At 40.3% G+C, this 25927-nt stretch carries 24 protein-coding genes; 18 read left to right on the forward strand and 6 right to left on the reverse strand.

Going from position 1 to position 25927, the window contains the following annotated elements; genetic code table 11:
* The first annotated feature begins 32 nt into the window (after window positions 1-32).
* Together galE and I6F10_RS01395 are read left to right on the forward strand one after the other, a co-directional pair.
* Window positions 33-1049, forward strand: a complete 1017-nt coding sequence (galE, locus tag I6F10_RS01390) for a UDP-glucose 4-epimerase GalE (RefSeq protein WP_002960801.1) — start codon at window positions 33-35, stop codon at window positions 1047-1049.
* A 255-nt stretch (window positions 1050-1304) separates the two neighbouring features.
* Window positions 1305-2288, forward strand: a complete 984-nt coding sequence (locus I6F10_RS01395; RefSeq protein ID WP_197098233.1) for an IS110 family transposase — start codon at window positions 1305-1307, stop codon at window positions 2286-2288.
* Window positions 2289-2448: 160 nt separating this feature from the next.
* Here I6F10_RS01395 and I6F10_RS01400 read toward each other — a convergent pair whose 3' ends face one another.
* Together I6F10_RS01400 and I6F10_RS01405 are read right to left on the reverse strand one after the other, a co-directional pair.
* Window positions 2449-3129, reverse strand: a complete 681-nt coding sequence (locus I6F10_RS01400) for a Fe2+-dependent dioxygenase (protein WP_165743694.1) — start codon at window positions 3127-3129, stop codon at window positions 2449-2451.
* A gap of 89 nt (window positions 3130-3218) precedes the next feature.
* Window positions 3219-5399: a TonB-dependent receptor gene (locus I6F10_RS01405; RefSeq protein WP_165743695.1), complete on the reverse strand. Its 2181-nt coding sequence runs from the start codon at window positions 5397-5399 to the stop codon at window positions 3219-3221.
* 217 nt (window positions 5400-5616) lie between these two features.
* Here I6F10_RS01405 and I6F10_RS01410 point away from each other — a divergent pair, with 217 nt between their 5' ends.
* Genes I6F10_RS01410 through I6F10_RS01435 form a run of 6 tightly spaced genes read left to right on the forward strand, consistent with a single transcriptional unit; the run spans window position 5617 to window position 10602 of the window.
* The gene (locus tag I6F10_RS01410; RefSeq protein WP_024596704.1) at window positions 5617-6390 is read left to right on the forward strand and encodes a DUF3450 family protein; all 774 of its coding nucleotides are present in this window, start codon (window positions 5617-5619) and stop codon (window positions 6388-6390) included.
* Entirely contained in the window at window positions 6390-7715 is a 1326-nt protein-coding gene (locus I6F10_RS01415; protein ID WP_165743697.1) for a MotA/TolQ/ExbB proton channel family protein, read from the forward strand. The genes I6F10_RS01410 and I6F10_RS01415 overlap by 1 nt, the downstream gene beginning before the upstream one ends.
* Entirely contained in the window at window positions 7708-8088 is a 381-nt protein-coding gene (locus I6F10_RS01420) for a MotA/TolQ/ExbB proton channel family protein (protein ID WP_002960812.1), read from the forward strand. Before I6F10_RS01415 ends, I6F10_RS01420 begins: the two co-directional genes overlap by 8 nt.
* Before the next feature lie 4 nt (window positions 8089-8092).
* Window positions 8093-8497: an ExbD/TolR family protein gene (locus I6F10_RS01425; protein ID WP_036981164.1), complete on the forward strand. Its 405-nt coding sequence runs from the start codon at window positions 8093-8095 to the stop codon at window positions 8495-8497.
* A 1-nt stretch (window position 8498) separates the two neighbouring features.
* Window positions 8499-9155: an energy transducer TonB gene (locus I6F10_RS01430; protein WP_165743699.1), complete on the forward strand. Its 657-nt coding sequence runs from the start codon at window positions 8499-8501 to the stop codon at window positions 9153-9155.
* Between the two features lie 19 nt (window positions 9156-9174).
* Window positions 9175-10602: a tetratricopeptide repeat protein gene (locus tag I6F10_RS01435; protein WP_165743701.1), complete on the forward strand. Its 1428-nt coding sequence runs from the start codon at window positions 9175-9177 to the stop codon at window positions 10600-10602.
* Between the two features lie 197 nt (window positions 10603-10799).
* Here the strand turns inward: I6F10_RS01435 and zapE are convergent, their stop codons facing one another.
* Window positions 10800-11909 (reverse strand): cell division protein ZapE, encoded by a 1110-nt coding sequence (gene zapE, locus I6F10_RS01440; protein ID WP_165743703.1) that lies wholly within the window; start codon window positions 11907-11909, stop codon window positions 10800-10802.
* 59 nt (window positions 11910-11968) lie between these two features.
* Between zapE and rsuA the strand changes: the two genes are divergently transcribed.
* The 3 genes from rsuA to I6F10_RS01455 all read left to right on the forward strand — a co-directional run bounded on the left by rsuA (window position 11969) and on the right by I6F10_RS01455 (window position 14484).
* A complete protein-coding gene (rsuA, locus tag I6F10_RS01445) occupies window positions 11969-12667 on the forward strand; it encodes a 16S rRNA pseudouridine(516) synthase RsuA (protein ID WP_138488517.1) in 699 nt (232 codons plus the stop codon).
* A 120-nt stretch (window positions 12668-12787) separates the two neighbouring features.
* Window positions 12788-13441 carry a bifunctional tRNA pseudouridine(32) synthase/23S rRNA pseudouridine(746) synthase RluA gene (gene rluA / locus I6F10_RS01450; RefSeq protein WP_165743705.1) on the forward strand — a complete coding sequence of 218 codons (654 nt, stop codon included), beginning with the start codon at window positions 12788-12790 and terminating at the stop codon, window positions 13439-13441.
* A gap of 92 nt (window positions 13442-13533) precedes the next feature.
* Window positions 13534-14484, forward strand: coding sequence for a DUF3530 family protein (locus tag I6F10_RS01455; protein WP_165743707.1), 951 nt, complete (start codon window positions 13534-13536; stop codon window positions 14482-14484).
* Here I6F10_RS01455 and djlA read toward each other — a convergent pair.
* Genes djlA through I6F10_RS01470 form a run of 3 tightly spaced genes read right to left on the reverse strand, consistent with a single transcriptional unit; the run spans window position 14467 to window position 17019 of the window.
* The gene (gene djlA, locus I6F10_RS01460) at window positions 14467-15333 is read right to left on the reverse strand and encodes a co-chaperone DjlA (protein WP_002960826.1); all 867 of its coding nucleotides are present in this window, start codon (window positions 15331-15333) and stop codon (window positions 14467-14469) included. The genes I6F10_RS01455 and djlA overlap by 18 nt on opposite strands.
* Before the next feature lie 31 nt (window positions 15334-15364).
* Window positions 15365-16021 (reverse strand): N-acetylmuramate alpha-1-phosphate uridylyltransferase MurU, encoded by a 657-nt coding sequence (gene murU, locus I6F10_RS01465; protein ID WP_039485522.1) that lies wholly within the window; start codon window positions 16019-16021, stop codon window positions 15365-15367.
* Entirely contained in the window at window positions 16018-17019 is a 1002-nt protein-coding gene (locus I6F10_RS01470; RefSeq protein WP_165743709.1) for an aminoglycoside phosphotransferase family protein, read from the reverse strand. Before I6F10_RS01470 ends, murU begins: the two co-directional genes overlap by 4 nt.
* A 100-nt stretch (window positions 17020-17119) precedes the next feature.
* Between I6F10_RS01470 and lptD the strand changes: the two genes are divergently transcribed.
* From lptD to I6F10_RS01505, 7 genes are all read left to right on the forward strand, one after another.
* Window positions 17120-19372: an LPS assembly protein LptD gene (gene lptD / locus I6F10_RS01475; protein WP_165743711.1), complete on the forward strand. Its 2253-nt coding sequence runs from the start codon at window positions 17120-17122 to the stop codon at window positions 19370-19372.
* A gap of 30 nt (window positions 19373-19402) precedes the next feature.
* On the forward strand, window positions 19403-20698 hold the full coding sequence (gene surA, locus I6F10_RS01480) for a peptidylprolyl isomerase SurA (RefSeq protein WP_002960833.1): 1296 nt from the start codon (window positions 19403-19405) through the stop codon (window positions 20696-20698).
* A 2-nt stretch (window positions 20699-20700) separates the two neighbouring features.
* Window positions 20701-21693 (forward strand): 4-hydroxythreonine-4-phosphate dehydrogenase PdxA, encoded by a 993-nt coding sequence (gene pdxA / locus I6F10_RS01485; RefSeq protein WP_024589800.1) that lies wholly within the window; start codon window positions 20701-20703, stop codon window positions 21691-21693.
* Window positions 21690-22496 carry a 16S rRNA (adenine(1518)-N(6)/adenine(1519)-N(6))-dimethyltransferase RsmA gene (gene rsmA / locus I6F10_RS01490; protein ID WP_165743713.1) on the forward strand — a complete coding sequence of 269 codons (807 nt, stop codon included), beginning with the start codon at window positions 21690-21692 and terminating at the stop codon, window positions 22494-22496. The genes pdxA and rsmA overlap by 4 nt, the downstream gene beginning before the upstream one ends.
* Window positions 22480-22869: a Co2+/Mg2+ efflux protein ApaG gene (apaG, locus tag I6F10_RS01495; RefSeq protein WP_002960839.1), complete on the forward strand. Its 390-nt coding sequence runs from the start codon at window positions 22480-22482 to the stop codon at window positions 22867-22869. The genes rsmA and apaG overlap by 17 nt, the downstream gene beginning before the upstream one ends.
* Window positions 22870-22877: 8 nt before the next feature.
* Window positions 22878-23696, forward strand: coding sequence for a symmetrical bis(5'-nucleosyl)-tetraphosphatase (locus I6F10_RS01500; protein ID WP_165743714.1), 819 nt, complete (start codon window positions 22878-22880; stop codon window positions 23694-23696).
* Window positions 23697-23833: 137 nt separating this feature from the next.
* Window positions 23834-25849 carry a methyl-accepting chemotaxis protein gene (locus I6F10_RS01505; protein ID WP_165743715.1) on the forward strand — a complete coding sequence of 672 codons (2016 nt, stop codon included), beginning with the start codon at window positions 23834-23836 and terminating at the stop codon, window positions 25847-25849.
* The last annotated feature ends 78 nt before the right edge of the window (window positions 25850-25927 follow it).

Below are 25927 nucleotides of genomic sequence, written 5' to 3' on the forward strand. Positions count from 1 at the left end.
CTTAATTGATAAAAGGTACCCACGGAGCTTTCATGACTATTTTAGTAACCGGTGGCGCAGGCTATATTGGCTCGCACACTGTTTTAGAACTTTTACAGCAAGGTAACGATGTTGTTGTTATTGATAACTTAAGTAACTCATCACAAGAATCACTTGCGCGCGTAAAAAATATAACAGGTAAAGAAGCCACTTTTTACCAAGGCGATATTCTCGATAAACCCTTTTTAGATTCTGTATTTGCAAAACACACGGTTGATAGTGTTATACATTTTGCGGGTTTAAAATCAGTAGGCGAGTCGGTTGCAAAGCCAGTTGAGTACTATCAAAACAACGTTCAAGGTACGCTTACTCTTGTTGATGCGATGCGCGATGCGGGTGTATTTAAATTGGTATTTAGCTCGTCAGCCACGGTTTACGGCGACCCTGCAAGCTTACCAATCAAAGAAGACTTTCCTGTAGGCGGCACTACTAACCCTTACGGCACATCTAAGTTAATGGTTGAAATGATGCTACAAGATATCGCTAAATCAGATGAGCGCTTTGCGTTTGCTATTTTGCGTTACTTTAATCCTGTTGGTGCACATGAATCGGGCTTGATTGGCGAAGACCCTAACGGTATTCCTAATAACTTACTGCCATTTATTGCCCAAGTTGCAGTAGGTAAACTAAAGCAGCTTGCTGTATTTGGTGATGACTACGACACAGTTGATGGCACAGGCGTGCGCGACTATATACATGTTGTAGATTTAGCGATTGGTCATTTAAAAGCGCTTGATAAAATTGCCAGCAGCACGGGGGCATTAGTTTATAACCTAGGTACTGGTAATGGTTACTCTGTACTACAAATGGTTAATGCATTTATTAAAGCAAGCGATCAGGCTGTACCCTATCAGGTTTCACCTCGCCGCCCTGGTGATATTGCAGCGTGTTATGCAGCGCCAGAAAAAGCACTTAATGAACTTGGCTGGGAAGCAGTGCGCGGTATTGATGAAATGATGCAAGATACCTGGCGCTGGCAGTCAAATAACCCTAACGGTTATAAAGGTTAAGCAAAAACGGCAAGTGAGCAAATATAGAAATTACGAGCTTCGCTCGTCACAGCCAGCAAGCTGAGCGCCTTGTATCTCTCATTGATAAATGATTAGCTATCATTTATCACATCGAAGTCAGTGAGCTTGCCTGTGCGCCTAGTATTTAATACTGCTCCGTAGATAAGGCCCTGACTTTCTATTCTCAGAAACTGAATGGTATCCAAGCACACTTTTTTTAAGTAGATGCTGTATGTACAAGGGGAGTAAGTAGAGATGATGTTTATCGGCATTGATATTAGTAAAGAGAAGATTGATTTATCGTGGTTGAGAGACCAGCTTACAAACAAAATTAAAACAAAAGTCTTTAAAAACAAGCATCAAGACTTTTTAGCAATAGAAAAATGGCTTTTAAATACAACTAAAAGCGCTGCTAATGAGCTCGTTATCACCCTCGAACCAACGGGTGTTTATCATGAAGCACTGATGTATTTTTTACACGAGCAAGGCTTTAATATTATTTTAGCGAATCCCGGTAAAGCTAAAAAGTATGCAGACGCTTTAAACATAATTCATAAAACAGACAAATCTGATGCAACGATGCTTGCTCATTACGGCTGTGCTAAGCACGCAGTCGTTAGTTATTGGCAACCTGATGCATTAGAAGTTAGAGAGCTTAAAGCCCTTATTCGTCGTTTAGATGCGCTTGAGAGTAACCGACAACGAGAAGCTAACCGATTAGAAGCAAGTGAATTCAGCAACGTTTCCGCGCGTGTTTGCCAATCGATAAAAGTGACTATCGCGTTTTTAGACGATGAAATTAAACAGCTTAAATCTGACATTGATAACCACATAGATAATGAACCTGATTTAAAAAGAAACAGGAAACTACTTGAGTCTATCCCTGGCATTGGGCCCCTATTATCGAGAGAGCTGACGTATTTGTTTGCGGCTAAAAAACTTAATAAAGCCAAAGAAGCGGCCGCTTATTGTGGATTAATTCCACGGCACAATGAATCGGGCAAATTAAAAGGGCGAACATCAATCAGTAAACTTGGACCAGCCAGAATTCGATGCAAACTTTATATGGCAGCCATTGTTGCTGGGCAATGGAATAAAACAATAAAACGACACAAGTTAACGTTAATAAATAATGGTAAAACACCGATGCAAGCTGTGTGTGCAAATATGCGAAAGCTAATTCATATATGTTTTGGTGTAATAAAAAACCAAGAAGCGTTTAAGCTTCAAGAAAGTTAAATACGACCTTGAAGCTTAAAATGAGAGATGGTATCTACAGGTAATTTAACCACAGCGTTAAGTTTTGGCTGTAAGCGTAGCGCTTACCACGCGAAAAGCGCAGCTTTTAATTACTTATATTTAAATACTTATATCCAGTATTTAATAACGAGTATATTCGTTATGTCTGTGCCCACTGTCTTAGTAAGTTATGGTACACACCTGTTAATTGAATAATCTCTGGGCTATCTTCTACTTTGCTGCGCAGACTTTGAATCGACATATCTAAATCAAATAACAAACCACGTTTTTCGTCGCTATTTACCATGCTTTGCAGCCAAAAAAATGAGGCTAATCTGCGCCCACTCGTTACTGGCATTACACGATGTAAACTCGTTGAAGGGTACAACACCATACTGCCTGCTGGGAGCTTTACGCTATGTGAGCCATAAGTGTCTTCAATAACAAGTTCACCGCCCTCATAGTCTTCAGGGTCGTTAATAAATAACGTCATTGATACATCTGTACGAATTTTTACTGGCGTACCCGGCACTTGTCTAATTGCATTATCTACATGTACACCAAACGATTGCCCGCCTTGATAGCAATTAAATAATGGAGGAAAAATTTTTGCAGGAAGTGCAGCCGACATAAACAAATTACTACGCGCAAGTGCTGCCATAATAATATCGCCAAGCTCTTGGCATTCAGGACTATTTTCAGGTAGTTGTAAGTTATTTTTTGCTTTGGTTGATTGATGACCTGCGGTAATACTGCCATCGGCCCACTGCGCTTTAAGCAAAACCTCATGGCAATACGCCACTTCTTCTTTCGTTAATAGCTCTGGAACTTTAACTATCATGTGCGCCCTCTCACATTTTCATCAAATAATTAAGGGCAGGTAATAGGCCTGCCCTTATGCTTACTTTTATTTTTTAATTTGTTTTAAAATTAAAAAGAGTAGCTCGCTGTTAAACTAAACTTACGACCATCACCTGGTACAAAGTGTCCACCACCTAACTGATCAACGTAATCTTTATCACCTAGGTTTTCACCATTAAGCTGCAGGCTCAAATCTTTTGATATGTCATACGCAACCATCAGGTCAAAAATAGTATAACCTGGCGCACGAGAGCGTGTTGACGTAGTGCCGTTGTAACGCTCACCTACATACTGCGCACCTAAACCAAACGATAACTTATCCGACATATCGTACGTAGTCCAAACACTTGCGCTATTTTTAGGCGTACGCGCAAGCTCGTTACCAATTTGAGTTGCGTCGTCGCCTAATGCTTCAGTTACTTCGCTATCTTGGTAAGTGTATGAAGCAATTACAGTCCACTCTTTAGTAATTAGGCCTGTTGCTGAAAGCTCTAAACCTTGAACGCGCTGCTCACCACCGAGTATTTCGTCACTTGAGCTATCTGCAAATGGGTCATCAGTACGGGCATTGGTTTTTTCAGTACGGAAAAGTGCAGCATTAGTTTGCAGGCGGCCATCCATTAGGCTCCATTTAGTTCCTAATTCATAACTGCGGCTTTCTTCTGCGTCTAAATCAGCTGCATTTGAACGCGTAGATACCGTTAGGCTTTCAGCCGATGGATTAAATGAATTCCCCGCGCCTAAATATACACTGCCATTTTCTGTAGGTTTATAAACTACAGCTGCATTCCAGCTAAATAAATCGTCACTTGTAGAAATTAAAGCGCTTGGATCATTGTAATCGTTGTGATAATCCGTAGTGAAGCTATCAAAGCGAATTCCACCTGTAACTTCCCATTGCTTGTTAAGCGTCACTGTATCAAATGCATAAATAGCTTGGTTTTTACCTTTAGCTTCAATGCTTGTACCATCACGGCCGTACACACCCGTAAATGCAATTGTTGCATCAGGATTGTATAAGTCGTTACGTATTCCATCTTCAATTAGGTTATCAGGCGTAGTTGCAACAAAGTTATGGCGTGTAAACGTTTCATTTGCAAGTTCAACACCCACTACTACGTCGTGAGTAAAGCCAGCAAATTCATAGTTACCAATTAAATCAACTTGAAGTGCAGCAAGTGAATTTTCTGTATCACGTGTTTTTTCATCCGCAAAGGTAATATCAGTGTCTGTTGTAACCGAGAAATAACGCGGTGCAGTTGTTACTGACTCACGCTTAACTTTACCTAAACGACCTTGCACACGTAACGTAGTATTTTGAGAAAAATCATACTCATAACGAGCTGTTGTTGAGTAAGCTTCAATATCTTCGTAATCACGGTAAATATTACCGTAAAAGTTATCAAAGTCGACAGGAGAAGGTGAGCGTGCACTATCTGCAAGTTCAGCTACTGGTGTATCACTGTAAACCCAAGGAATACCATAATCTGGTAAATTGTCTTGGCGTTGATACTCTAGGTTTAAATCAAAACGGCTGTTTGTACCAAGCCCTGTTGCAAATGCAAACGCAACAGCATTTGTTTCGTTTTCAACATGATCGCGACCTGCAACATCACCTTTATCAGTAAGAAGATTAATACGTAGTGCGCTTGTGTCGTTTACTTGAATGTTAGTATCAAAACGACCACGGTAATCGTTTTCTGTACCTAAACGTAGAGAAACGTCGTTAAAGTTGTCTAACTTCGCTTTTTTACTTTCTAAATTAACACTACCACCTGTTGCGCCACGACCAGAAACTGCAGAGCCTGGGCCTTTTGCAACTTCAACGGCTTCAATGTTGTAAATATCACGTGTGTAACCTGCAACATCGCGAATACCATCAACAAAAATATCATTTGTTGCACTAAAACCACGAATCGACATGCTATCGCCAGTAGGTGAGCCACCCTCACCTGCTGCTAAAGAAATACCTGAAACATTACGCAAAGCATCACGTAGGCTATCTACGTTTCTGTCTTTCATTACCGCTTGGTTGATTACTGTTACCGTTTTAGCTGTATCGAGTAGCGATTGAGTGTATTTATGCGACGTTGATTTTTCTACAACATAACTAGACTCAGTTTTAGTTTCTGCTTTGGTTACCGATAGTTCTTGAACATCCTGTGCACTTGCCCAAGTTGAAAGCGTAGCTGTAACAACCGCTGCAATTGGCTTCACGTACGCATTTCCTTTATTCGATGGCTTACTCATGGTTACTCCGTAGTTTTTATTAAGCACTTAACTATTGTTAATTTAAGGTACATATTTAATTTCGGCGAAATCCTACCACTCAAATAACGCAATGTAAACGATAACTGTTATCAATTGCATTGTTATGTGAATTACTATATTGTATACACACTCAAAAATTAACAGTAATTACGTCCTTGTAATTGCTCGTCGTAACTTTCAGGATTGTTGTTAAGTAATGCGAAGCTTAATTAAACCAATTAGCGTAGTTATCGCGCTTTGTAGCACTATGGCAGTAAAAGCCGACACTGTTAGTGAGCTAGAACAACTCGTTAATAAATGGCTACAAATAGAAAATCAAAACACAGAATTAAATACTCATTGGCTTGAACAAAAAAGCAGTATGGAGCAAACCTTAACGCTTCTTAATGCCGAGCAGCAGCAACTTAGCGAGCTTAATCAGCGTAGAAAAAAAAGCACCAGTGAGCTTGCCCAAAAACGCGAACAGCTTGTAACTCAGCAATCAGAACTTGAAAATGATCAACAGCAATTAAATGATCAACTAGCACGTATTTCTGGGCAATTACTTTCATTACAAGTGCAACTCCCCCCGCCACTTTTGAGTAGTTGGAAAAACGCTGGTGATTTAAGCGATTCAAAACTCAGTACAACTGACAAATTACAAACAGCACTAAAAATGCTGACTCTACTTAATGATTTTCAACAACGTATTTCTATTCACGAAATGGCTATTAAGCATCCTGACGGGCAAGAAGTATGGGTTAAGCAGCTTTATTTAGGTGCAGCTCAAGCATGGTTTGTAAGCGAAGACTTAAGTTACGTAGGTATTGGTTTTCCAAGTGACTTAGGTTGGCAGTGGGAGTTTGATTCAAGCATTAATGCAGAACAAGTTGCACTGGGTATTGCTGTACAGCAAAAAAAGCGCGCTGCTGATTGGGTAACACTCCCAATATTAAGTTATGTAAATAAAAACCAGCAAGGGGCTAAATAATGGCTACTAACAGCATAATTAAAGTATTTAGCGCCACAGTTTTACTTTTTAGTGCAAACATTTCTTTTGCAGCTAGCAGTGATGATGCTAAGCAAAGTATTTTAAGTGATATTAAAACAGCGCAGCGTACTCTAAGTAAAACTCAAAAGAGCATTTCAAAAGAGCAAGCGACCCTTGCAAAGCAAATTTTTACCAAGCAGCAATCGCTCAGTAAATTACGCGAACAAGCAGCCGTTAATCGCCGCCTAGCTGACGAAAACACATTAAGCCTTGATCAGTTACAAACCCGATTAGACACTTGGCAACAGCAGCAGCAATATCAATTAAACTTACTTAGCCGTTTTGTACGCCAAAACACCAGCAATAGTGCTAGCAGTAACGAGTCGGCTAATAGCCAAAACGAGTTATTAAGCCGTGTTGTATCGCTAATTAATAATCAAGAGCAGGCACTTTATCCACAGTTAAAAAAACAATCGGTTGTGCTAATTAATGGCGAATTAAGCCAAGCTAATACCCTTCAAGTCGGGCCTGTTGCATGGTTTAGTACGCAAACACCTAAACTTATGGGTTTATTAAATTTGGATGATGAATCTAATGCATTAAAAGTAGCGTTAGTACAATCAACAAGTGACGACAACCCACTCGATAATACTTTAAAGCAAAACGGTGTAGGCTCTACATTACTTACTTTTGATCCTAGTTTAACGCACTTAGTAACTAGCCAAGCCCAACAAGAAAGTCCGCTTGAACACCTAGAAAAAGGCGGTTTATGGGCTATCCCTATTATTTTATTTGCCTGCTTTGCACTTACCATTGCGCTATTAAAAGCCGCACAGCTACTGCGTTTAAGTAAAATTAAAATGCACTCTCAAATGCAATTACAGCAATTTTTTAAAGCTGAAAATAGCAGTGAATTTGCAGGCATGCAGCAGCAGTTATTTAACTTAACGCTGCAAAGCGAAAAAGGCCAAGTACGAGACGATCAATTATTTAATCAGTTAATTCATGATAAGCATAAACTCGATAACTTTATTGGCGCTATTGCCGTTACTGCAGCAGTAGCCCCACTACTGGGGTTATTAGGCACTGTTAGCGGCATGATCGAAACATTTAAAATGATGACCTTGTTTGGCTCAGGTGACCCAGAAGTTGTATCGGGCGGTATTGCACAAGCACTTATAACAACTGAATTAGGTTTAGTCGTGGCCATACCAGCACTAGTTTTAAATGCACTGTTATCGCGTAAAGCAAAAGCGTACTACAGCCAACTAGAAGGCTTTGCATTACAGCTAAGCCAACTAGAAAAAGGAGATAACAATGTTTGAGAAAATCGTTAGTAACCCTATTTGCTGGTGTATTCTTTTACTCGCTTTATTTGTATACCAGCTGATTTTTCATGACTTACTGCACCTTAAACAATACCAAGCACAGCGCAAAGGTTATTGGCAAGAAGTTAGCTCTATTTTAACTGCAGCGCTTCCGCTACTTGGTTTATTAGGCACCATTGTTGGTTTGCTTGATACATTTAAAGTAATGGCGCTGGGCCATAACGAGTTAATGAGTGACGCCATTGGTGACGCATTACTAACAACTCAATTGGGCCTTGTGTGCGCTATTCCCGCGTGGTTAATGCAAGCTTACTTAGCATATTCACAGCGTAATCCTAAATTACATACGTTAAGTAAGCAGTTAGGGTAACACTATGCAATCACGATTAAAGCACAAGCTAGAGCAAGAAGCGGGGCAACATATTGATATGTCGCCGCTACTTGATGTGGTATTTATATTGCTAATATTTTTTATTGTTACAACCGTATTTGTGCGCGAAAGCGGCGTTGAGGTTGATAAACCACAAGCCGTATCGGCCAGTCGTCTTGAGCAGCAAGTTATATTTTTAGCAATAACCGACAACCAACAAGTATTTTTTGATGGCAGCCAAATTGGTGTTGCGGGTGTACGTAGTAGTGTCGAGCAAATGTTAAAACAGCAACAACGCCCTGTAGTTATTCAAGCTGATAAAACAGTACCTACTGAATTACTTGTTCAAGTAATTGACGAAGCAAAGCTGGCAGGCGCAGCGCAAGTTAACTTAGCTACGAAACAATAATATGCACACGATTAACCCGCTTCAAAAAACAAAAAACAATCGCCATCCGCTGTTTGCATTTGGCCTTAGCCTCATTGTGCTTAGTGCTGCATTACTGCTTTTATGGCTTGGGCAACTTGCTGAACATCATATACAAGACAAAGTGGTTGTACGTGAGATTGCCATGGTGGCACTGCCACCTCCGCCACCTCCATCAATATCACAACAGCAAACAAATGAGCCAATGCAAAGCTTAGCGGTAGAAGGTGCAGGCGCGTCAATTCAAGCCGTAAAAATTAAGATAAAGAGTGATTTAAGTATTGTAAAACCCGATACACCCAACGTAAAAGTAAGCGCGCCACAATGGCAATCAATGAGTGTAAATTGGGATGCATTTAGCTTAAATCAACTCGATGGTCTCCCCACTTTACTTACTCCCGTCAAGGCCGTTTTACCAAAAAGCTTAACCCGCCGAGGTGTTGATGTATTTACTGTAAAACTCGATGTATTTATTGATGAAAGTGGTAAGTTAAGTTTAATTGAGGTAGTACAAAACCCATACCCTGAACTTAAACCAGCTATCGACAAAATTATTAAACAAAGCCGCTTTAGTGCACCTAAAAAAGAAGGTGAAACCGTACGCGCTCGCTTTATTTGGCCAATCGAATTTAAACCTTAAGCCTATTAAAATGAAAAATATGAATATATTTAAAACGCTAAAACCATTAACTCGCGCAGTTATCACTACTTTAATGTGCTCACTCCCTTTATTAGGTGTAAGTAGCGTGCATGCAAGCGCTGCTAGTACGCCATTGAAAAGTGCGCCACTAAAAGTAACCTTATCACCTAGCGATCCAACATGGCAGTTGGCTATAAATAATAAATTACTAGGCCCTACAGAGGTTCTTATTGAGCCGACCGAGCGCGGTTTTGCTCGCCAAGTACAACCACTATTACAAGCCGGTAATTACAGTGAAGTTGCGGCGCTATTTAAAGGCCGAGATATAAGCCAAGATAGCACTGCTTTAAACTTATTACGTGCACAAGTACTGCTTTCAACAAAAGACTTTAATAACGCTGAACTAGCTTACCTAGCGTGTTTAAAAGCTTCACCTGATTTAGTAAAAGCACACCAAGGTTTGAGCCTTTTATACATGCAACAAGCAAAGTATGACAAAGCACAAACACACCTAGTTCACAGTATTGAACTAGGCCAAGCTGACGCACAAAGTTATGCGCAACTTGCTTATATACACGTGCAGCATAGCCAACCTTGGAGCGCAGTAGCGGCGTACCGCCAGGCGCTTATGCTAGCGCCAGAAACAAGCCAATATCAACAAGGTCTATTGTTTGCGTTAATTGAATCGGGTGATTTAAGTCAGGCAAGTGCATTACTAAAAGAATTACTTAATAAAAGCCCTGATAAAGCTGAACTTTGGCTGCAACGTGCGCAAATAGCGTTACAACTTGATCAAAAAAAGCAAGCGCTAGCTGCTATTGAAGTAGCCCTAAAACTCAACCCTAAAGATGCCAGTAATCAGCTTTTAGCAGCCCAGCTGCATTTAACTGAAGGCAGCACTGAACGCGCAGTGAGTTTATTAAAGCAAGGTTTAAAACACGCCACTAAACAGCAGCAAGTTGAGGTTATTAATACCACGATGCAAACTTTAGGCTGGCTTGTATCTCAACAAAAATGGGATTTAGCTAAAGAGCTAATAGGCAGCGCAAAAAGATTAACTAAGCAGCTACCCCGTGATGAACAAGCGCAGTTTTCTGTATACAGCGCACAAATTGCTATGCAACAAGGTAATACTAAACGTGCTCTTAAAAGCTTAAATAATGCACTTAAAATAAATCCGAATTTAGGTGATGCCCTACTTAGTTTAGCGAGTATATATCGTAGTAAAGGCCAACTTACCCAAGCTAAACTTATGTATGTTCGTGCACAAGCTCTACCTGATTACCAACTATCGGCGTGGCTTGGATTATCGCAAATAGCGATTGATTCTAAAGACTACCCGAGTGCGCTAAAGCATCTTAGAAAAGCATTACAAGCCAACCCACAACGCCAGGACTTAATTACTAATATTCGCGCCCTTGAGAATATAGTGCGCCAAGAAGGGTAAGTTTAACGCCGTGGTTAAATTTACTTGTACGCACAGCTTGCTGGCGTGACGAGCAAAGCTCGTAATTTCTATGTTTTAATGTCTTCTCATTTACTCCTCTTTGTGCGATAAGATCTTAAGTGATTTATTCACAAAGAGGTTGAGAAGGCGCTGCGCTTTTCGCGTGAGCAAGCTCGTTTACAATATATATTAAAGCGTTACCAATTTTGCATTTCGACTATGCGTGATTGCGTGCGCGCATATTCAAAGCTCAACTTTTTACCTTTATACAAATGTTCAATGTCGGTTTGCGCATTTATTACCAGCAATTTATGGCAATCGTAAAACTCATCTACTAAGGCAATAAAGCGCCGTGCTTCGTCGTCAAATGTGTGCTCATCAAGCGTTTGTTTTTCGCGTTGGTAGCTATCTTCTATACCGTGAACAATAACTTTACCCGTTGCTTTAACACCCATTTGCGGCACGTTCGATACATATAACACATCAAATTGTGTTGCTAACAACATATAATCGTTAGCACTACGAGGGCCAGAGCATAACGCCATAAAATCAATCATCAAGGCATTATTGGCTCTTAATAAATAGGGTAAGTCACGCCCATGCACAGTAATTGTATTGCTACATGTTACAACCGGATACGAAGCTAAAAACTCATTTTTAAAATCGAGATTTGATAAATTTATAAAATAGTGACGACTGTTTTTACCATATCTAAAGCGGTGATCGTCCTCCCCTGCCACGTTAATTATATAGCAATGGTTATTAATTAAATCAATAGTAGGTAAAAACCGCGCTCGTTGTAGGCCGTTGTAATAAAGCTGCTCTGGCTTTGCGTTCGATGTGGCCACCAGCACAACACCTTGTTCAAACAACGCATTGAACAATCTGGCCATAATCATGGCATCGCCAATGTCGCTCACAAAAAACTCGTCAAAACACAGTATTCGAATATTTTTAGCCCACTGTTTTGCAATTAGAATAAGTGGATTTTTTTGACCTTGTAGCTGCGAAAGTTGGGCATGCACTTGTGCTATAAAATGATGAAAATGCAGCCGCTGCTTTTGCTCAATAGGTAGGTTTTTATAAAATAAATCCATTAACATGGATTTACCACGCCCTACGGATCCATATAAATAAATGCCTTTTATTAAGGGCGCTTTTTGCCACCATGATGTGTGAGCTTGAAGTTGCTCGCTTAGCGTATTTAAAGCTTCCACCGCATTTTGCTGCGCTGCATCAAAACACAGTTCTCCCGTGTCTATTTTTGCTTGGTAAAGGCTTAAAATTTGTGTGCTGTGCACTGTCATGGTATTTCACTATCGGCTATAATCGCGCCCATTGTAGCCGACTAAAAATGTGAACCAAAATGAAATTCCCTTGCCGCTTAGATAAATTTATTAGCCACTTAGCTGAAATACCGCGCACCCAAGCTCGCGCTAGTATTAAGCGAAAAGAAGTAAGCGTTAATGGCGAAGTAATCACATCACATAATTTTCAGCTAGCCCAGCAAGATGAAGTACTGCACCAAGGTACGCCTTTGGTATTTTTAGGTAAGCGCTATTACATGTTAAATAAACCTGTTGGCTATGTATGCGCTAACAGCGACGAGCTACATAAAACTGTTTTTGACTTACTTGATGAGCCAAATATGAGCGACTTTCACGTAGCAGGTCGCCTTGATATAGATACCACCGGGTTAGTTATTATTACTAATGATGGCGATTGGTCACATAAAATTACGTCGCCTAAAAGCAATAAATTTAAAACCTACCTAGTAGAAACTCAAGAACCGATTACCGATGAAGCACTTGAGCAATTACGCACAGGTGTCATGCTGCATAACGAAAAAGATTTAACCCGCCCAGCTATTGCCGAACGACTTGCTAATTACGGACTACGTTTATCAATAAGTGAAGGAAAGTATCATCAAGTTAAGCGTATGCTTTACGCGGTAGATAACAAAGTGGTTGAGTTACATCGCGAGCAGATTGCGGGGATTACCCTAGATGAAAACTTGGCCAGTGGTGAATATCGATTATTAACACCCGAAGAAATTAAGTTATAAAAGCGCTTTAAAGGAGCCTAAGGCTTGGACTATTAGTTAAAACAATATAGCCAAACTTTTACTTGAGCCTGTTGGCTTGCTCTACTAAAATAGCGCCCTTCAAAATTACTAAGGTCGGCCGTGTTAGTTAACTACAATCCCCCTATGAGTCCGTATTTAACGATACTTTTTCAGGATGACGACTTACTGATAGTTAATAAACCAAGTGAGTTATTAACTGTCCCAGGTAAAGATCCTAAACATGCCGACAGCTTAATTAATCGTGTTAATCGTGTTTTTCCAACAGCAAGAATAGTGCACCGCTTAGATATGGCGACTTCTGGCATACTGTGCCTTGCCATGAATAAAGCAGCGCACAGACATTTAAGTATGCAGTTTCAAGAGCGCGAAACAGCTAAACGTTACATAGCACGTGTATACGGACAACTTGAAGCTGAAACAGGATCAGTAGATTTACCCCTTATTTGTGATTGGCCTAATCGCCCTAAACAAATGGTTGATCACGACAGAGGTAAACCTTCGCTTACGCATTTCAAAATACTTGAGCGTGAAGAAAATGCAACCCGTGTAGAGCTAACTCCCATCACTGGTCGCTCGCATCAATTACGTGTGCATATGTTAAGCCTGGGTCATCCTATTTTAGGTGATAGACTTTACGCCCACAAAGAGGCACTTGCTGCCGCTCCTCGCTTACAATTACATGCACAAATGCTGAAATTAAAGCACCCCGTAACTGAGCAAGTACTTACTTTTGAAGCCGAATTAGAGTTTTAACAGGTTTAAATTTACTAGCTAATTCGCTCTATACATTAAACTTTTAGATAACCTTGCCGATACCTAACTAATTGTCATTAGTTAGGTGCGTGATGCTATTTACACGGTTTTTAAAAGGGGCTTTTTATATACAGCTCAGCTGTGCCCTACTTTTAGCTAACCCCATCAGCGCGGCTGAATATATTGCTCCACCTAGCCTATCAAGTATTGAAAATAGCGATATTGAGCGACTACTGCCAAGTGATGAAATAAAGCCTATATTGGCGGGTGAAACAGAATTTTTAAGCCTTTACAGCGAGTACATGAGTAGTAATTTTAGAGGTATCGTAATACTTATACCCGATTGGCATTCTTCACCTACCAATAATTCAGGTATGAGCTACTTGCGCAAAGAGCTTAATAATTTAGGTTACAGCACCTACGCAATGACAGTGCCCGACATTGACTGGCAAGCAAGTAAACTGGCCGAAACAATGCCCAGCGAAACCGAAGCTGCGCCTAGTAAAGCCGATGAGCCTGCATCACCCGACACAGCAACAAACGCACAATCACAGCCTGCAAAAATCAAAGGTGAGCCTCATTACGTTAATGCAATTGAAAAAGTAACTGACGACATACTTGATGACTATAAAATAAATCTCATTTCTCGGTTTAATGCGCTGTATCAAACCGCTATGGAAGATTCGAGTAATATAGTGGTTATTGCACAAGGTACTAGTGCGGGTGTGTTGTTGGAGTACTATGCAGACTTTCCGGACGAGAGGCTGGATGCGTTTATAAGTTTAAGCAGTTACTTACCTAATACTAAACGTAACGAAAGTTTGAGCCAAACAGCGTCACTTGTTACACCCGCCTTACTTGATATTTACTACGCAAATGACAGCACAGACATTTTAATGAGCCTTAAAAGTCGTCAGCGCTGGGTTGAGCGAAATGCAAAATTTGATTACCGCCAACGCCAATTGTTTGGCCTGCGCGATCAACCCGGTCAACACGCACGCCTAACAAAAGAAATAGACGGGTTTTTACGCCGACTTTTTTAAATACTCATAAGCGGCTTGAATATCTTGGCTCTTTTTAACAGCCAATTCCATCATGTGCTTTGGTAAACCTTGCGACACTAATTTATCTGGATGATGTTGCGACATAAGTTTACGGTACGCTACTTTTATATCACGCTGCGTTGCATCGCTATTTAAGCCTAATAACGCCAATGCTTGCGCACGGTTCATATTATTATTTGGCGGTACATGATGGCCAGAACCCTCACGGTAGCTACTACTTTGACCTTGGCTTTGTTGCTGTTGATTAAAGCGCTGTTGTTGCTTTCTAAAGTTAAACTCAGCTTGATAACGTTTTAATACAAATGCAAAGTGTGTTTTAGAAATGCCTAGCTGTTTACTTACTTCTGCTAATAATTGCTTTTCTTGTTCGGCTAATACCCCGTCAGAAAACGCCATTTGTATTTGTATTTCTAAAAACAACTGTATTAAATCGTTTCGTTTAGCAAAGCGTTCTTTAAAATCGTGTACGGTTTCTTTAAGTGAAAAGTCGCTCTCTTTACCTGACTGAAATGCATGTTGTGCTTCGCGGCGTTCTTCGCCCTTTAAGCCCATTTCGTCCATGAACAAGTTAGCCGCTTTTATATGTATTTCGCTCACTCGGCCATTCGATTTTGCAATGTGCCCCATAACAGCAAAGCAGCTTGAAAAGAATAAAGCTTGGCGCTCGTGAACATCGTCACCACTAAATAAGCTAGAAAAACCGCCTGCTTTATCAAAGTTATTTTTTAAGCTTTTATCAAATAAATGACCTAGGTATAAACCTAAAATAGCACCAAATATTTTGCCAAACATAAAGCCAAAACAAAAACCGAGAATTTTTCCCCACATCTATAATACTGCCTTCTTAAAAATTGAGTTGTTACGCCTCAAGGCGCGTGTTTAATTGGTTTAAACGCTCTGGTGTACCAATGTCATCCCACTGCCCTATATAGAGCTCAGTAGAGACTAAATGTTCATTTAGCTTTTCACGTAAAATAGGCCCTAAAGGGCGAATACCTTGCGTTAATCCTTTAAAAAAATCAGCCTGATACCGGCCAATCCCCGAAAAGGTATATTTTTGACTCTCGGCCGACAAATGGCTCAATGCAAAGTCGCCATCTGGGTTGTGTGGCGGGTTTTCTATAAGCACTATGTGCGCCTCACCGGGTTGTAAATGGAGTTGCATTAGCGCACTTACATCATAGTCGGTGTATACATCGCCATTTATTACAATGAACGAGTCGCCCAACAGCGGTAACGCTTCAATAATACCGCCGGCCGTTTCAAGGCCACCTTCAACTTCTTGGCTATAAAGTATATTTACGCCAAATTGACTGCCATCTTTAAAGTAGTCTTTTATTTTATCACCCTGCCACGCAAGGTTTATTACAATATCGGTGATGCCGGCTGCTTTAAGGTTATTTATATGGTGCTCAATAAGTGGTTTTTCTGCCACTTTTAACATTGGCTTTGGCATATTTTGCGTTAGCGGCATCATTCTTTGTCCGCGCCCTGCAGCTAAAATCATCGCTTTCATGAGCGCTCCTTTGCCAACTTTTCAGTCACTTTTGGCACTATGATATTTTTTGTCCACTCACTCAATGCTTTAAGCTCTGGATAATTTGCTGCTACTTCAATAATGTAATCAAGCGTCGGTAAAATATTATCTAAATAACCTGTTTTACCATCGCGTAAATACAATCGACAAAATATACCCGCAGCCTTTAAGTGGCGCTGTAATCCAGTTAAATCAAACCAATATTTAAACTCATCGAATGAAGTGTTAGCCAGTAAATTTTGAGCTGTAAATTCTTGATAAGCAAAATCAAGCAAACTTGTTAATTCTTGCTCTGGCAATTTAAAGTAGCAATCGCGTAGTAGCGATACTAAATCGTAGCAAAGCGGCCCGCGTACAGCATCTTGATAATCTATAATGGCCCACTGGCCGTCACTATTCATAATATTACGGCTATGGTAATCACGATGAACGGTAACCGTAGGTTGCTCAAGCATCGCCTTTATTAATAGCTCTGAACTTGCTTGCCACATTATTTTTTGTTCGGCACTGAGTGGCTCATTAATAAAGTCGCTTACTAACCACTGGCTAAATATATCAAGCTCTAGCTTTATAAAATCTTCGTTATACGCTTGCATAGCAGAAGCTGTGGGCGTTTTTGCCCACTGAGCACTTAAACTAATTAATGCTTGGTAATGCTCGGTGCGATTTGCATCATCAAGCATGTCAGCTAAGTGCGTACTGCCTAAATCACTGAGAATAAAAAAGCCCTGTTTCTCATCGCTTGCAATAATAGTGGGAAGTAAAAAACCTTGCTCAACAAACACCTGGTTTAGCGAAATGTAAGGTTCGTTATTCACTTTTTTTGGATCTGAGTCCATCACTATTAAATGTTTATTATCGTGATTTAAACGATAATAACGGCGAAAGCTAGCATCCCCCGTGATCGCGTTTAAAGTATGCGACTTGGCATTAAGGTGTGTGTTTATAAATTGTTGTAAATTCTCAAAGCGTGTCATTTTATTAGATATCTATTTTTATAGGTCAATTACTGTAATTGCCATTATTTTCCTTTATTATGTGTATATTATATTAAACACAAAGTATTAAGGTCGATAAATGAGCAAAACCTGGGGCATATTGATGCTAAGCGTAGTTAGCGCACCATCGCTTGCCGAAACTGAACTGGCACACAACCTTTGTGGCATTTCAATGCAAACCAGAGCTTGGCAACCACTTGAAGGCCTTAACCTTGGTGAAGTTGATATTCAAGCTGATGATGTTGAGCTGCTTGGCACTCAAAGCGCTGAATTTACCGGCAATGTTGATATTAACACCCTTAAGATGAGTTTGTCCGCACAAACTGCGTTGATAGACAAACAGCGTGGTTTATTAAATGCAACGGGGCCAATTACTTATCAAGACTACGTAAGTAAAGTAAACAGCACCGGATTAAATGCCGATTTAAATAATTCAGAAGTCAGTTTGTTAGGCGCCGACTACAGCTTAACCGAACAACAAGGTAAAGGCGGCGCTGAAAAGCTCACTGTTAATCAGTCTGGCTTATTACTCATGAATGCAAGCTTTACTACTTGCCCAAGTGACACACCAGCATGGGAAATTGAAGCTGACGAAATAAACCTTTCACGCGAAGAAGGCTGGGGAGAAACATATAACGCCGTATTACGTATTTTAGATACACCGGTTTTATATTTACCTTATTTTACATTCCCGCTGGATGAGCGTCGTAAATCGGGCTTGCTTACCCCGACTATTTCAAGCTCTGACAAATACGGTCTTGAAACAATTACGCCGTATTATTTAAATATTGCACCTAACTTTGATGCCACCATCACCCCTCGTTATATGTCTAACAAAGGGCTGCAATTACAAACAGAATTTAGATACCTAACAGAGCAACATGGAGGGTTAGTAGGGATTGAATACTTAAATAGTGATGATTCTGAGCCTGATTTGAACGAACGCTACATGTTTCATTGGCAACAGCAAAGCTACTTAGGTGAAAACTGGCGCGCAAACGTTGATATAACCAATGTGAGCGATGATAACTACATCACCGACTTAACTTCAAACTACGCAAGTAAAACCGATACTCAATTGTATCGTACTGGCTCACTTACGCATTTAGGTGATACATGGCGCACTGATATAAAAGTGCAAAACTTTGAAGTACTCGGCGATCACTTAGAGTCTTACACTGCAATACCACAAGTTAATTTTACGCAAACAGCACCTTGGCGTTTTGATAATTTTGACTTTAGTGTGTCGGGCGAGATTAGCCATTTTACTAATGATTCATCAGCAGTGGCCATAGACAGCGCAACTCGTGTACACGTAGAGCCAAAAGCACGCTACAACTACGCTACGCATGCGTGGTCATTTTTATCTGAAGTAAGCTTATTACAAACTAATTATAAGCAAAGCGGAAATTTAACCGGCACGCAATACAGTGATACCGTATCGCGTACTATCCCAAAAGTACGTTTGTACTCTCAGCTTAATTTTGAGCGTGACGCATCTTACTTTTTTGAAGATGGTATACAAACGCTTGAGCCGCAAATTCAGTATTTATATACACCTAATAAAGATCAATCAGACATTGGCTTGTTTGATACAACCAAGCTGCAAGATGATTATTATGGTTTATTTAGAGACGTGCGCTTTTCGGGTGTTGACCGTATAGCAGCTGCGAATCAGTTTACTTTAGGTGCGACAACGCGCTTATTTGATAAAAAACAAGAAGAAGTATTTAACTTTAGTGCAGGCCAAATATTTTATTTAAGTGACGATGCCAAGCCAACAGAGCAAGGCTTAAACTCAGACACTAATTATAATGCACTATTTGCAGCTCAAACCATGTTACATTGGCACCGCCGTTGGTACCTCGCTGGAGGTATTCAATATGATACAGATGGCAAGCAAATGGTACAGTCAAATGTAACGCTTGATTATAAAGGTGATAATAATCAGCTAGTACAATTGAACCATCGCTATGCAAATGATGTCTCAGGAAATACAATCGAGCAAGCAGGTGTATTTACAAGTATTCCTATTAGCGACGAATGGCAATTTATTGCGAGTTACCATCGAGATCTTGAAAACAACAGAAGTATCGAAGTATTGAGCGGATTACAGTATGAATCATGCTGTTGGGCTATCCAAATTACTGGCCATCGCCAAATTGAAACTGATTTAAATCAGTCAATAGGACAAGAACAAGCAACTTTTGATTCAGGTATTAGTTTGAATTTTGTATTAAAAGGACTTGGCAGTAAAAGCCGTTATGATGCACAAAAATTATTACAACAAGGTATTTTTGGCTATCGTAGACCGTATTTTCTTAGTAACTAGAGTACTATCAGCAAGAGTAGTAAAAAGAATATGAATTTAAAAAAATTATTAACATCAGCAGTTTTAAGTGCCAGCCTTTGTCAAAGTGTAATGGCTGCACCAGTAGAAATAGATAAAGTTATTGGCGTTGTAAACCAAGGCGTAATTTTAAAAAGCGAAGTAGACACCATAATTGATCGTGTTAAAAAGCAAGCACAAGAACAAGGCCAGCAATTACCAAAAGATGAAACACTTCGTGTACAAGCTGTAGAGCGTTTAGTTAATCAAGCGCTTATGATGCAAATGGCTGAGCGTATGGGGTTACAAATCTCAGACAGCCAACTCGATCAAACTCTCGCTAACATGGCAAAAGAGCAAGGCGGAACAATCGCCGACTTACGCCGCACTATTGAAGGTTCGGGCGAAAGCTTTCAAGCTTACCGTGAAGAAATTCGTAAAGAAATCACAACGCAGCAAGTAACACGTGCAAGCGTTGATCGTCGTATTTATATTAGCGAACAAGAAGTTGATAACCTTTTAAAAATTATGGAAACCCAAGGTCAAAGTGCTGAAGAGTACGACATTGGTCATATTTTAATAGATATCCCTAACGATGCGACAGCTGACGAAATTGCTGATGCAAAAACACGTGCAGATAAGGTTATTGAGCTATTAAACGATGGCCAAGAGTTTAAGCGTATTGCTATTTCATCATCAAGCGGCTCTAAAGCACTTGAAGGTGGACAACTTGGTTACATGGGCATTAACGAAATGCCATCGCTTTTTGCTGAAGCAGTAAAAGGGCAAAAGAAAGGCGCTATTGTTGGCCCACTTCGCTCTGGTGCTGGTTTTCATATCATAAAAGTACAAGACGTTCGTGGTCTACAAGTTGTAGAAACAACTGAAGTACGTTCACGCCATATACTTATTAAACCTTCAATTATTTTAAGTGAAGAAAAAGCACGCTCAATGCTTGCAGGCTTTGCAAAAGACTTACGTGCAGGAACAGCCGACTTTGGTGAACTTGCTAAAGAGTACTCAGAAGATCCTGGCTCTGCACTTAAAGGTGGCGAGTACGATTGGACAGATCCAACTACCTACGTACCTGCGTTTAAAGATACATTACTTTCTCTTAAAGAAAATGAAATAAGCGAACCGTTTAGAACACAGTTTGGTTGGCATATTGTGCAGTTACTTGGCAAACGTGTAGCTGATAAAACTGAACTAGCTAAACGTAACCGTGCTCACGGTATGTTGTTTAACCGTAAATTTAAGGAAGAAAGTTTTAACTGGCAGCAAGAAATGCGCGAGCAAGCTCACGTTGAAATTTTCCCTATAGACCAATAAATATGACTCTAAGAATTGCTATTACACCGGGAGAACCAGCCGGTATTGGCCCAGATTTGCTACTCACGCTTGCTCAGCAAGCGTGGGACGCTCAACTTATAGCGATTGCTGATGGCAAACTATTAAAAGAGCGTGCAAAGCATTTAGGCTTAACAATAAACTTAATTGAATTTGATGATAATGCCCCCGCCATAGCAGCTCCTGCGGGCAGTTTGTATATTCATCAGGTTGATTTAGGTGCGGATGTAGAGCTTGGCGTACTAAACGACGGTAACGGCCAATACGTGTTAGATACCTTGCGTATAGCAAGTGAAAAAAACATGGATGGCACGTTCGATGCGGTTGTTACGGGCCCTGTTCACAAAGGCATTATTAACAAAGCGGGCATTTCATTTAGCGGACACACTGAGTATTTTGCGCAGCAATCAAATACTGCAGATGTAGTTATGATGCTTGCAACTGAAGGTTTACGCGTTGCACTTGTAACCACGCATATTCCACTTGCGTATGTATCGCGTGCCATTACTCCTGAGCGCTTAACTAAAGTAGCGGGTATTTTAAATCACGACCTACAAACTAAGTTTGGGATAGAAAAACCACGTATTTTAGTGTGTGGCTTAAACCCACATGCAGGTGAAGATGGCCATTTAGGCCGTGAAGAAATAGAAACAATCACCCCAACGCTCGAAATACTTAGAAGTGAAGGGATGAATTTAATTGGCCCACTACCGGCCGATACCTTATTTCAACATAAATACCTATCTGAAGCAGATGCAGTACTTGCTATGTATCACGATCAGGGATTACCTGTGCTAAAATACAAAGGATTTGGTAAATCGGTAAATATTACCCTTGGCTTACCATTTATCCGCACCTCAGTTGACCACGGTACTGCTCTCGATTTAGCAGGGACTGGTACAGCTGACGTTGGCAGTTTTGAATTAGCGATCCGCGAAGCAATTAAGCTCGCCCAAGAAAAAGCACAAAATCAATGACCGATAAAGTACATTTAGGACACCGCGCTCGTAAGCGTTTTGGGCAAAACTTTTTATTTGATGAATCTATCATCGATAAAATAGTCTCTGCGATTGATCCTAAACCAGAAGACAACTTAGTAGAAATTGGCCCCGGCCTTGGCGCAATTACTGAGCCAGTAGCCGACTTAAGCGGCCATTTAACGGTTGTTGAATTAGATAAAGATTTAGCACAACGATTAATTGAACATCCATTTTTGGGTCCTAAATTAACCGTTAATCAAGGCGATGCAATGACGTTTGACTTTGCAAGCTTGGTTCGCGATGACAAAAAATTAAAAGTGTTTGGTAACTTACCTTACAATATTTCGACACCGTTATTGTTTCACCTTTTTGAATTTTCAGATCATATTGAGCACATGCACTTTATGCTTCAAAAAGAAGTAGTAAAACGCATGGTAGCAGGCCCAGGTAGTAAAACATTTGGCCGCTTAAGCGTAATGACTCAATACTACTGTAATGCAATGCCGGTTGTTGAAGTACCACCTGAGTGCTTTAAACCAGCGCCAAAAGTTGACTCTGCTGTTATTCGTTTAATACCTAAAAAGCCAGAGCAACGTACAGCAAAAAGCATTAAAATTTTAAACACCGTGTGTTTAGAAGCATTTAACCAGCGCCGTAAAACGCTACGTAATAGTTTAGGTAACTTACTTACCGCAGAAGAACTAACTAGCATTGGCATTGATATAACGCTGCGTGCTGAGCGCTTATCTTTACAACAATTTATTGATATAGCTAACTGGATTTATGACAACAAGCAGTAACATTGGATCGCCTGTAAAGGTATCTGTAGAAACATTTTACGTAGAAGGCCAATCTCAACCTGAGCTTGAAAAATATGTATTTGCTTACTCGGTAACAATTAAAAACCATAGTTTATGCAGTGCAAAATTACTGAGCCGCTATTGGTTAATTACCGACGCAAATGGCAAACAAGTAGAAGTTGAAGGCGAAGGCGTTGTTGGCGAAATGCCAGATATTGGCCCAGGCGAAAGCTATAAATACACCAGCGGTGCAATTTTAGATACACCTGTAGGCACTATGCAAGGCCATTACACGTTACGCAACGAGTTTGGTTCTGAGTTTCAGGCGCCTATTAATGTGTTTCGTTTGGCTTGCCCTAACATTTTGCATTAAGCACTTAGATGGCAGATTATGCGATAGGTGATTTACAAGGGTGTTTTAGTGAATTTAACACCCTTTTACAACGGGTTGATTTTAACCCAAGTAAAGATCACCTATATTTAGTTGGCGACATAGTTGCTCGCGGGCCAGACTCCCTAGCCTGCTTAGACTATATTTACCAACATCAAAATAGCATGACCATCACTTTAGGCAATCACGACCTTCACATGGTTGCCTGCTACTTTCTTAACAAACCCACTAATCCAAACGATAAATTACACTCAATATTTGAAAGCCCTAAATTGGCTAACTACATCGCTTTTTTACAAACCCAGCCATTGGCATTAGAGCTTATAAAACATAACTGCTTTATATCTCACGCGGGGTTAAATCCCGATTGGTCTGTTGAAGATGCGCTAAAACAAGCCCAATTTGCACAAAGCTGTTATCAATCAAGTAACGCAAAAGCGTTTTTTGAACACATGTATCAGCCTCACCCCGCTAAGTGGTCGAATACCCTTGATGACTTTGCAAAGTTTAGATACATAGTTAATTACTTTACCCGCATGCGTTTTTTAACAAGTGATAACACACTCGAGCTTAATGCAAAGGGTGCAATAACCGACAGCGAAACTCTCACTCCTTGGTTTAACCACCCCAATATAGCTAAATCTAAACACGATATTATTTTTGGCCACTGGGCCGCACTTGAAGGTAGAACAGGTAATTCACGGGTTCACGCCCTAGATACAGGCTGCGTATGGGGTAACACCATGAGCCTAATGGAGCTGAGTACTAAAAAAGTAATTGTAGAAAATTCCCACCTTTCGTCTAAATAAACTGAAAAAAAACAATACATCTGTTAGATTTATCAATTAATAGTTAAAATTAATTAAAGTAATTGATTTTAATTACTTAACTTATTGGTACAAACGCCGATAAGTCTTAATTGAAGTACTTTTTGAGTGGAAATCTTATGAACCTGACAGTAAGCCAGCGTATTTGGGGTGGTTTTATATTTATCACACTATTATTATTAATAATTGGTGGTAATTCCTTAATAAAAATTGCAAATATTGACCGTTCCACTCAAAAAGTGAACCAACTATCACTCCCAGCATTAAATAAAAGCTCTGAGCTACAAGCCGAATTTATTTTAATGAGTAAAGCCGCACAAGCGAGCTTTTACACTACATCAGCCAATGAGCTTGCACCAATAAAAGCACAGGTCTTTGAGCAAAAACAGCAATTCAACACGCTGCACCGTGAGCTTCAAGACGTAGTAAAAAACGATGCTGCACTTAATCAAAGCAGCCAAAACGTAGAAAAAACCTATTTAAGCTTTTTAAGCACCGTTGAAAATTTATTAGCAGATAAAGGCAAACAACTAGCATTAAATAAAGCATTAAAAGCACAATTAGAAAACATAGAACTAAGTGCAGAAGATGCTAACTCTGTTGTACTCGACATTATCGACATTGACGGATTTGAACAAAACCACCCTCGTGCTTATCAAGCTGCAAATAATTTAGAAAACAACTTTATGTCGGTAGTTAGTAACAGCACCGACATGCTAACTGTTAAAACGCTTAACACTCTCGATATTGTTAAGAACGAGCAAACGTATTACCTTGAAGAAGTAGTACGCACCGTTGATTTAATTAAGCCAGCAATAGAGCAAACGCATAGCGACTTATATTCAAGCCTAAAAGAATATGTTGATGTTTTAGAAAATAACATAAAGGGCAGTAACAGCTTAGCGGCAAACAAAAAACGTTTAATTGATTCAATTACGCTTACGCAATCAGAGCTTGCGCAGTCAGAGCAAGCCACCAAAATGGCACTTAACCAAATTGACGAGCTAGTTAATCAAGCGAGTGACGTTGCGTTTAAATTGCAACAAGGTGTGCGCAGCGATGTAGACTCAGCTAATTTATGGACGTGGGTTGGCATGGTTATAGCCACTCTTTTAGCAATTGTGATTGCCATTATTACTGTTAGCCGCATTACTAAACCACTTGCCGAAGTTAATCGCATTTTAGATATTGTTGCCAGTGGCGACATGACACAACGTTTAGACGACAGCGCTCAAGACGAGTTTGGCGAACTATCTAAAAGTTGTAATACACTAATTGACAGCCTACGTAGCCTAATTAAAGGTATTATTTCGCGCTCTACTCAGCTTGCAGCAGCATCAGAGCAAACATCGGCCATTACCTCAGAATCAAGCCAAGCAATTCGTAACCAGCAAGCACAAGTTGAACAAGCCGCAACTGCAACAACCGAAATGAGCAGTACATCGCAAACAGTTAGTAACAGCGCTCAACAGGCACTTAGCGAAATTAAAAATGCTGATAAAGAAGCTGAACGCGTTAAAGGTATTTCGAATAACAATAAAGCAACGATTGAACAACTAGCGCGTGAAGTAGACGACGCCTCACAAGTTATTAATAAACTGCATCAAGATAGCGCATCAATTGGCAGCATATTAGATGTAATACGCGGAATAGCGGATCAAACTAACCTACTTGCACTAAATGCCGCAATTGAAGCTGCGCGAGCTGGTGAATACGGCCGAGGCTTTGCTGTTGTAGCTGATGAAGTACGCTCTCTAGCGAGTAAAACTCAAGAGTCCACCCAAGAGATACAATCAATGATTGAGTCGCTACAAACAGGCGCTGAAGCTGCAGTAACGGCAATGAGCAAAGGTAAGCAACGCGCTGTATCGTGTGTTGAGCAAACCGACCTAGCAAGTAGCGCACTTGATTCGATTACATTTGCGGTTTCGCAAGCCCACGACGTAAGTGAAGAAATTTCGACTGCCGCACTTGAGCAACAGCAAGTAGCACAAGAAATTAGCGAACGCCTTGAGTCGATTGTAGCCATCGCAGAGCAAACAGCCGAAGGCGCAAACCAAACTAATATTTCAAGTTCAGAAGTAGCAAAACTTGCTGAAGAGCTTCGCTTGTCGGTAGACGAATTTAAAGTTTAGGTTTACTAAAACGATTAAAAAACCCCGATGGTACACAGTACCATCGGGTTTTTTGTTTATAAGACCTTTAGAAATGAG

This window comes from Pseudoalteromonas sp. SWYJZ98, assembly GCF_015864495.1.
In the GTDB taxonomy this organism is placed as follows: domain Bacteria; phylum Pseudomonadota; class Gammaproteobacteria; order Enterobacterales; family Alteromonadaceae; genus Pseudoalteromonas; species Pseudoalteromonas distincta.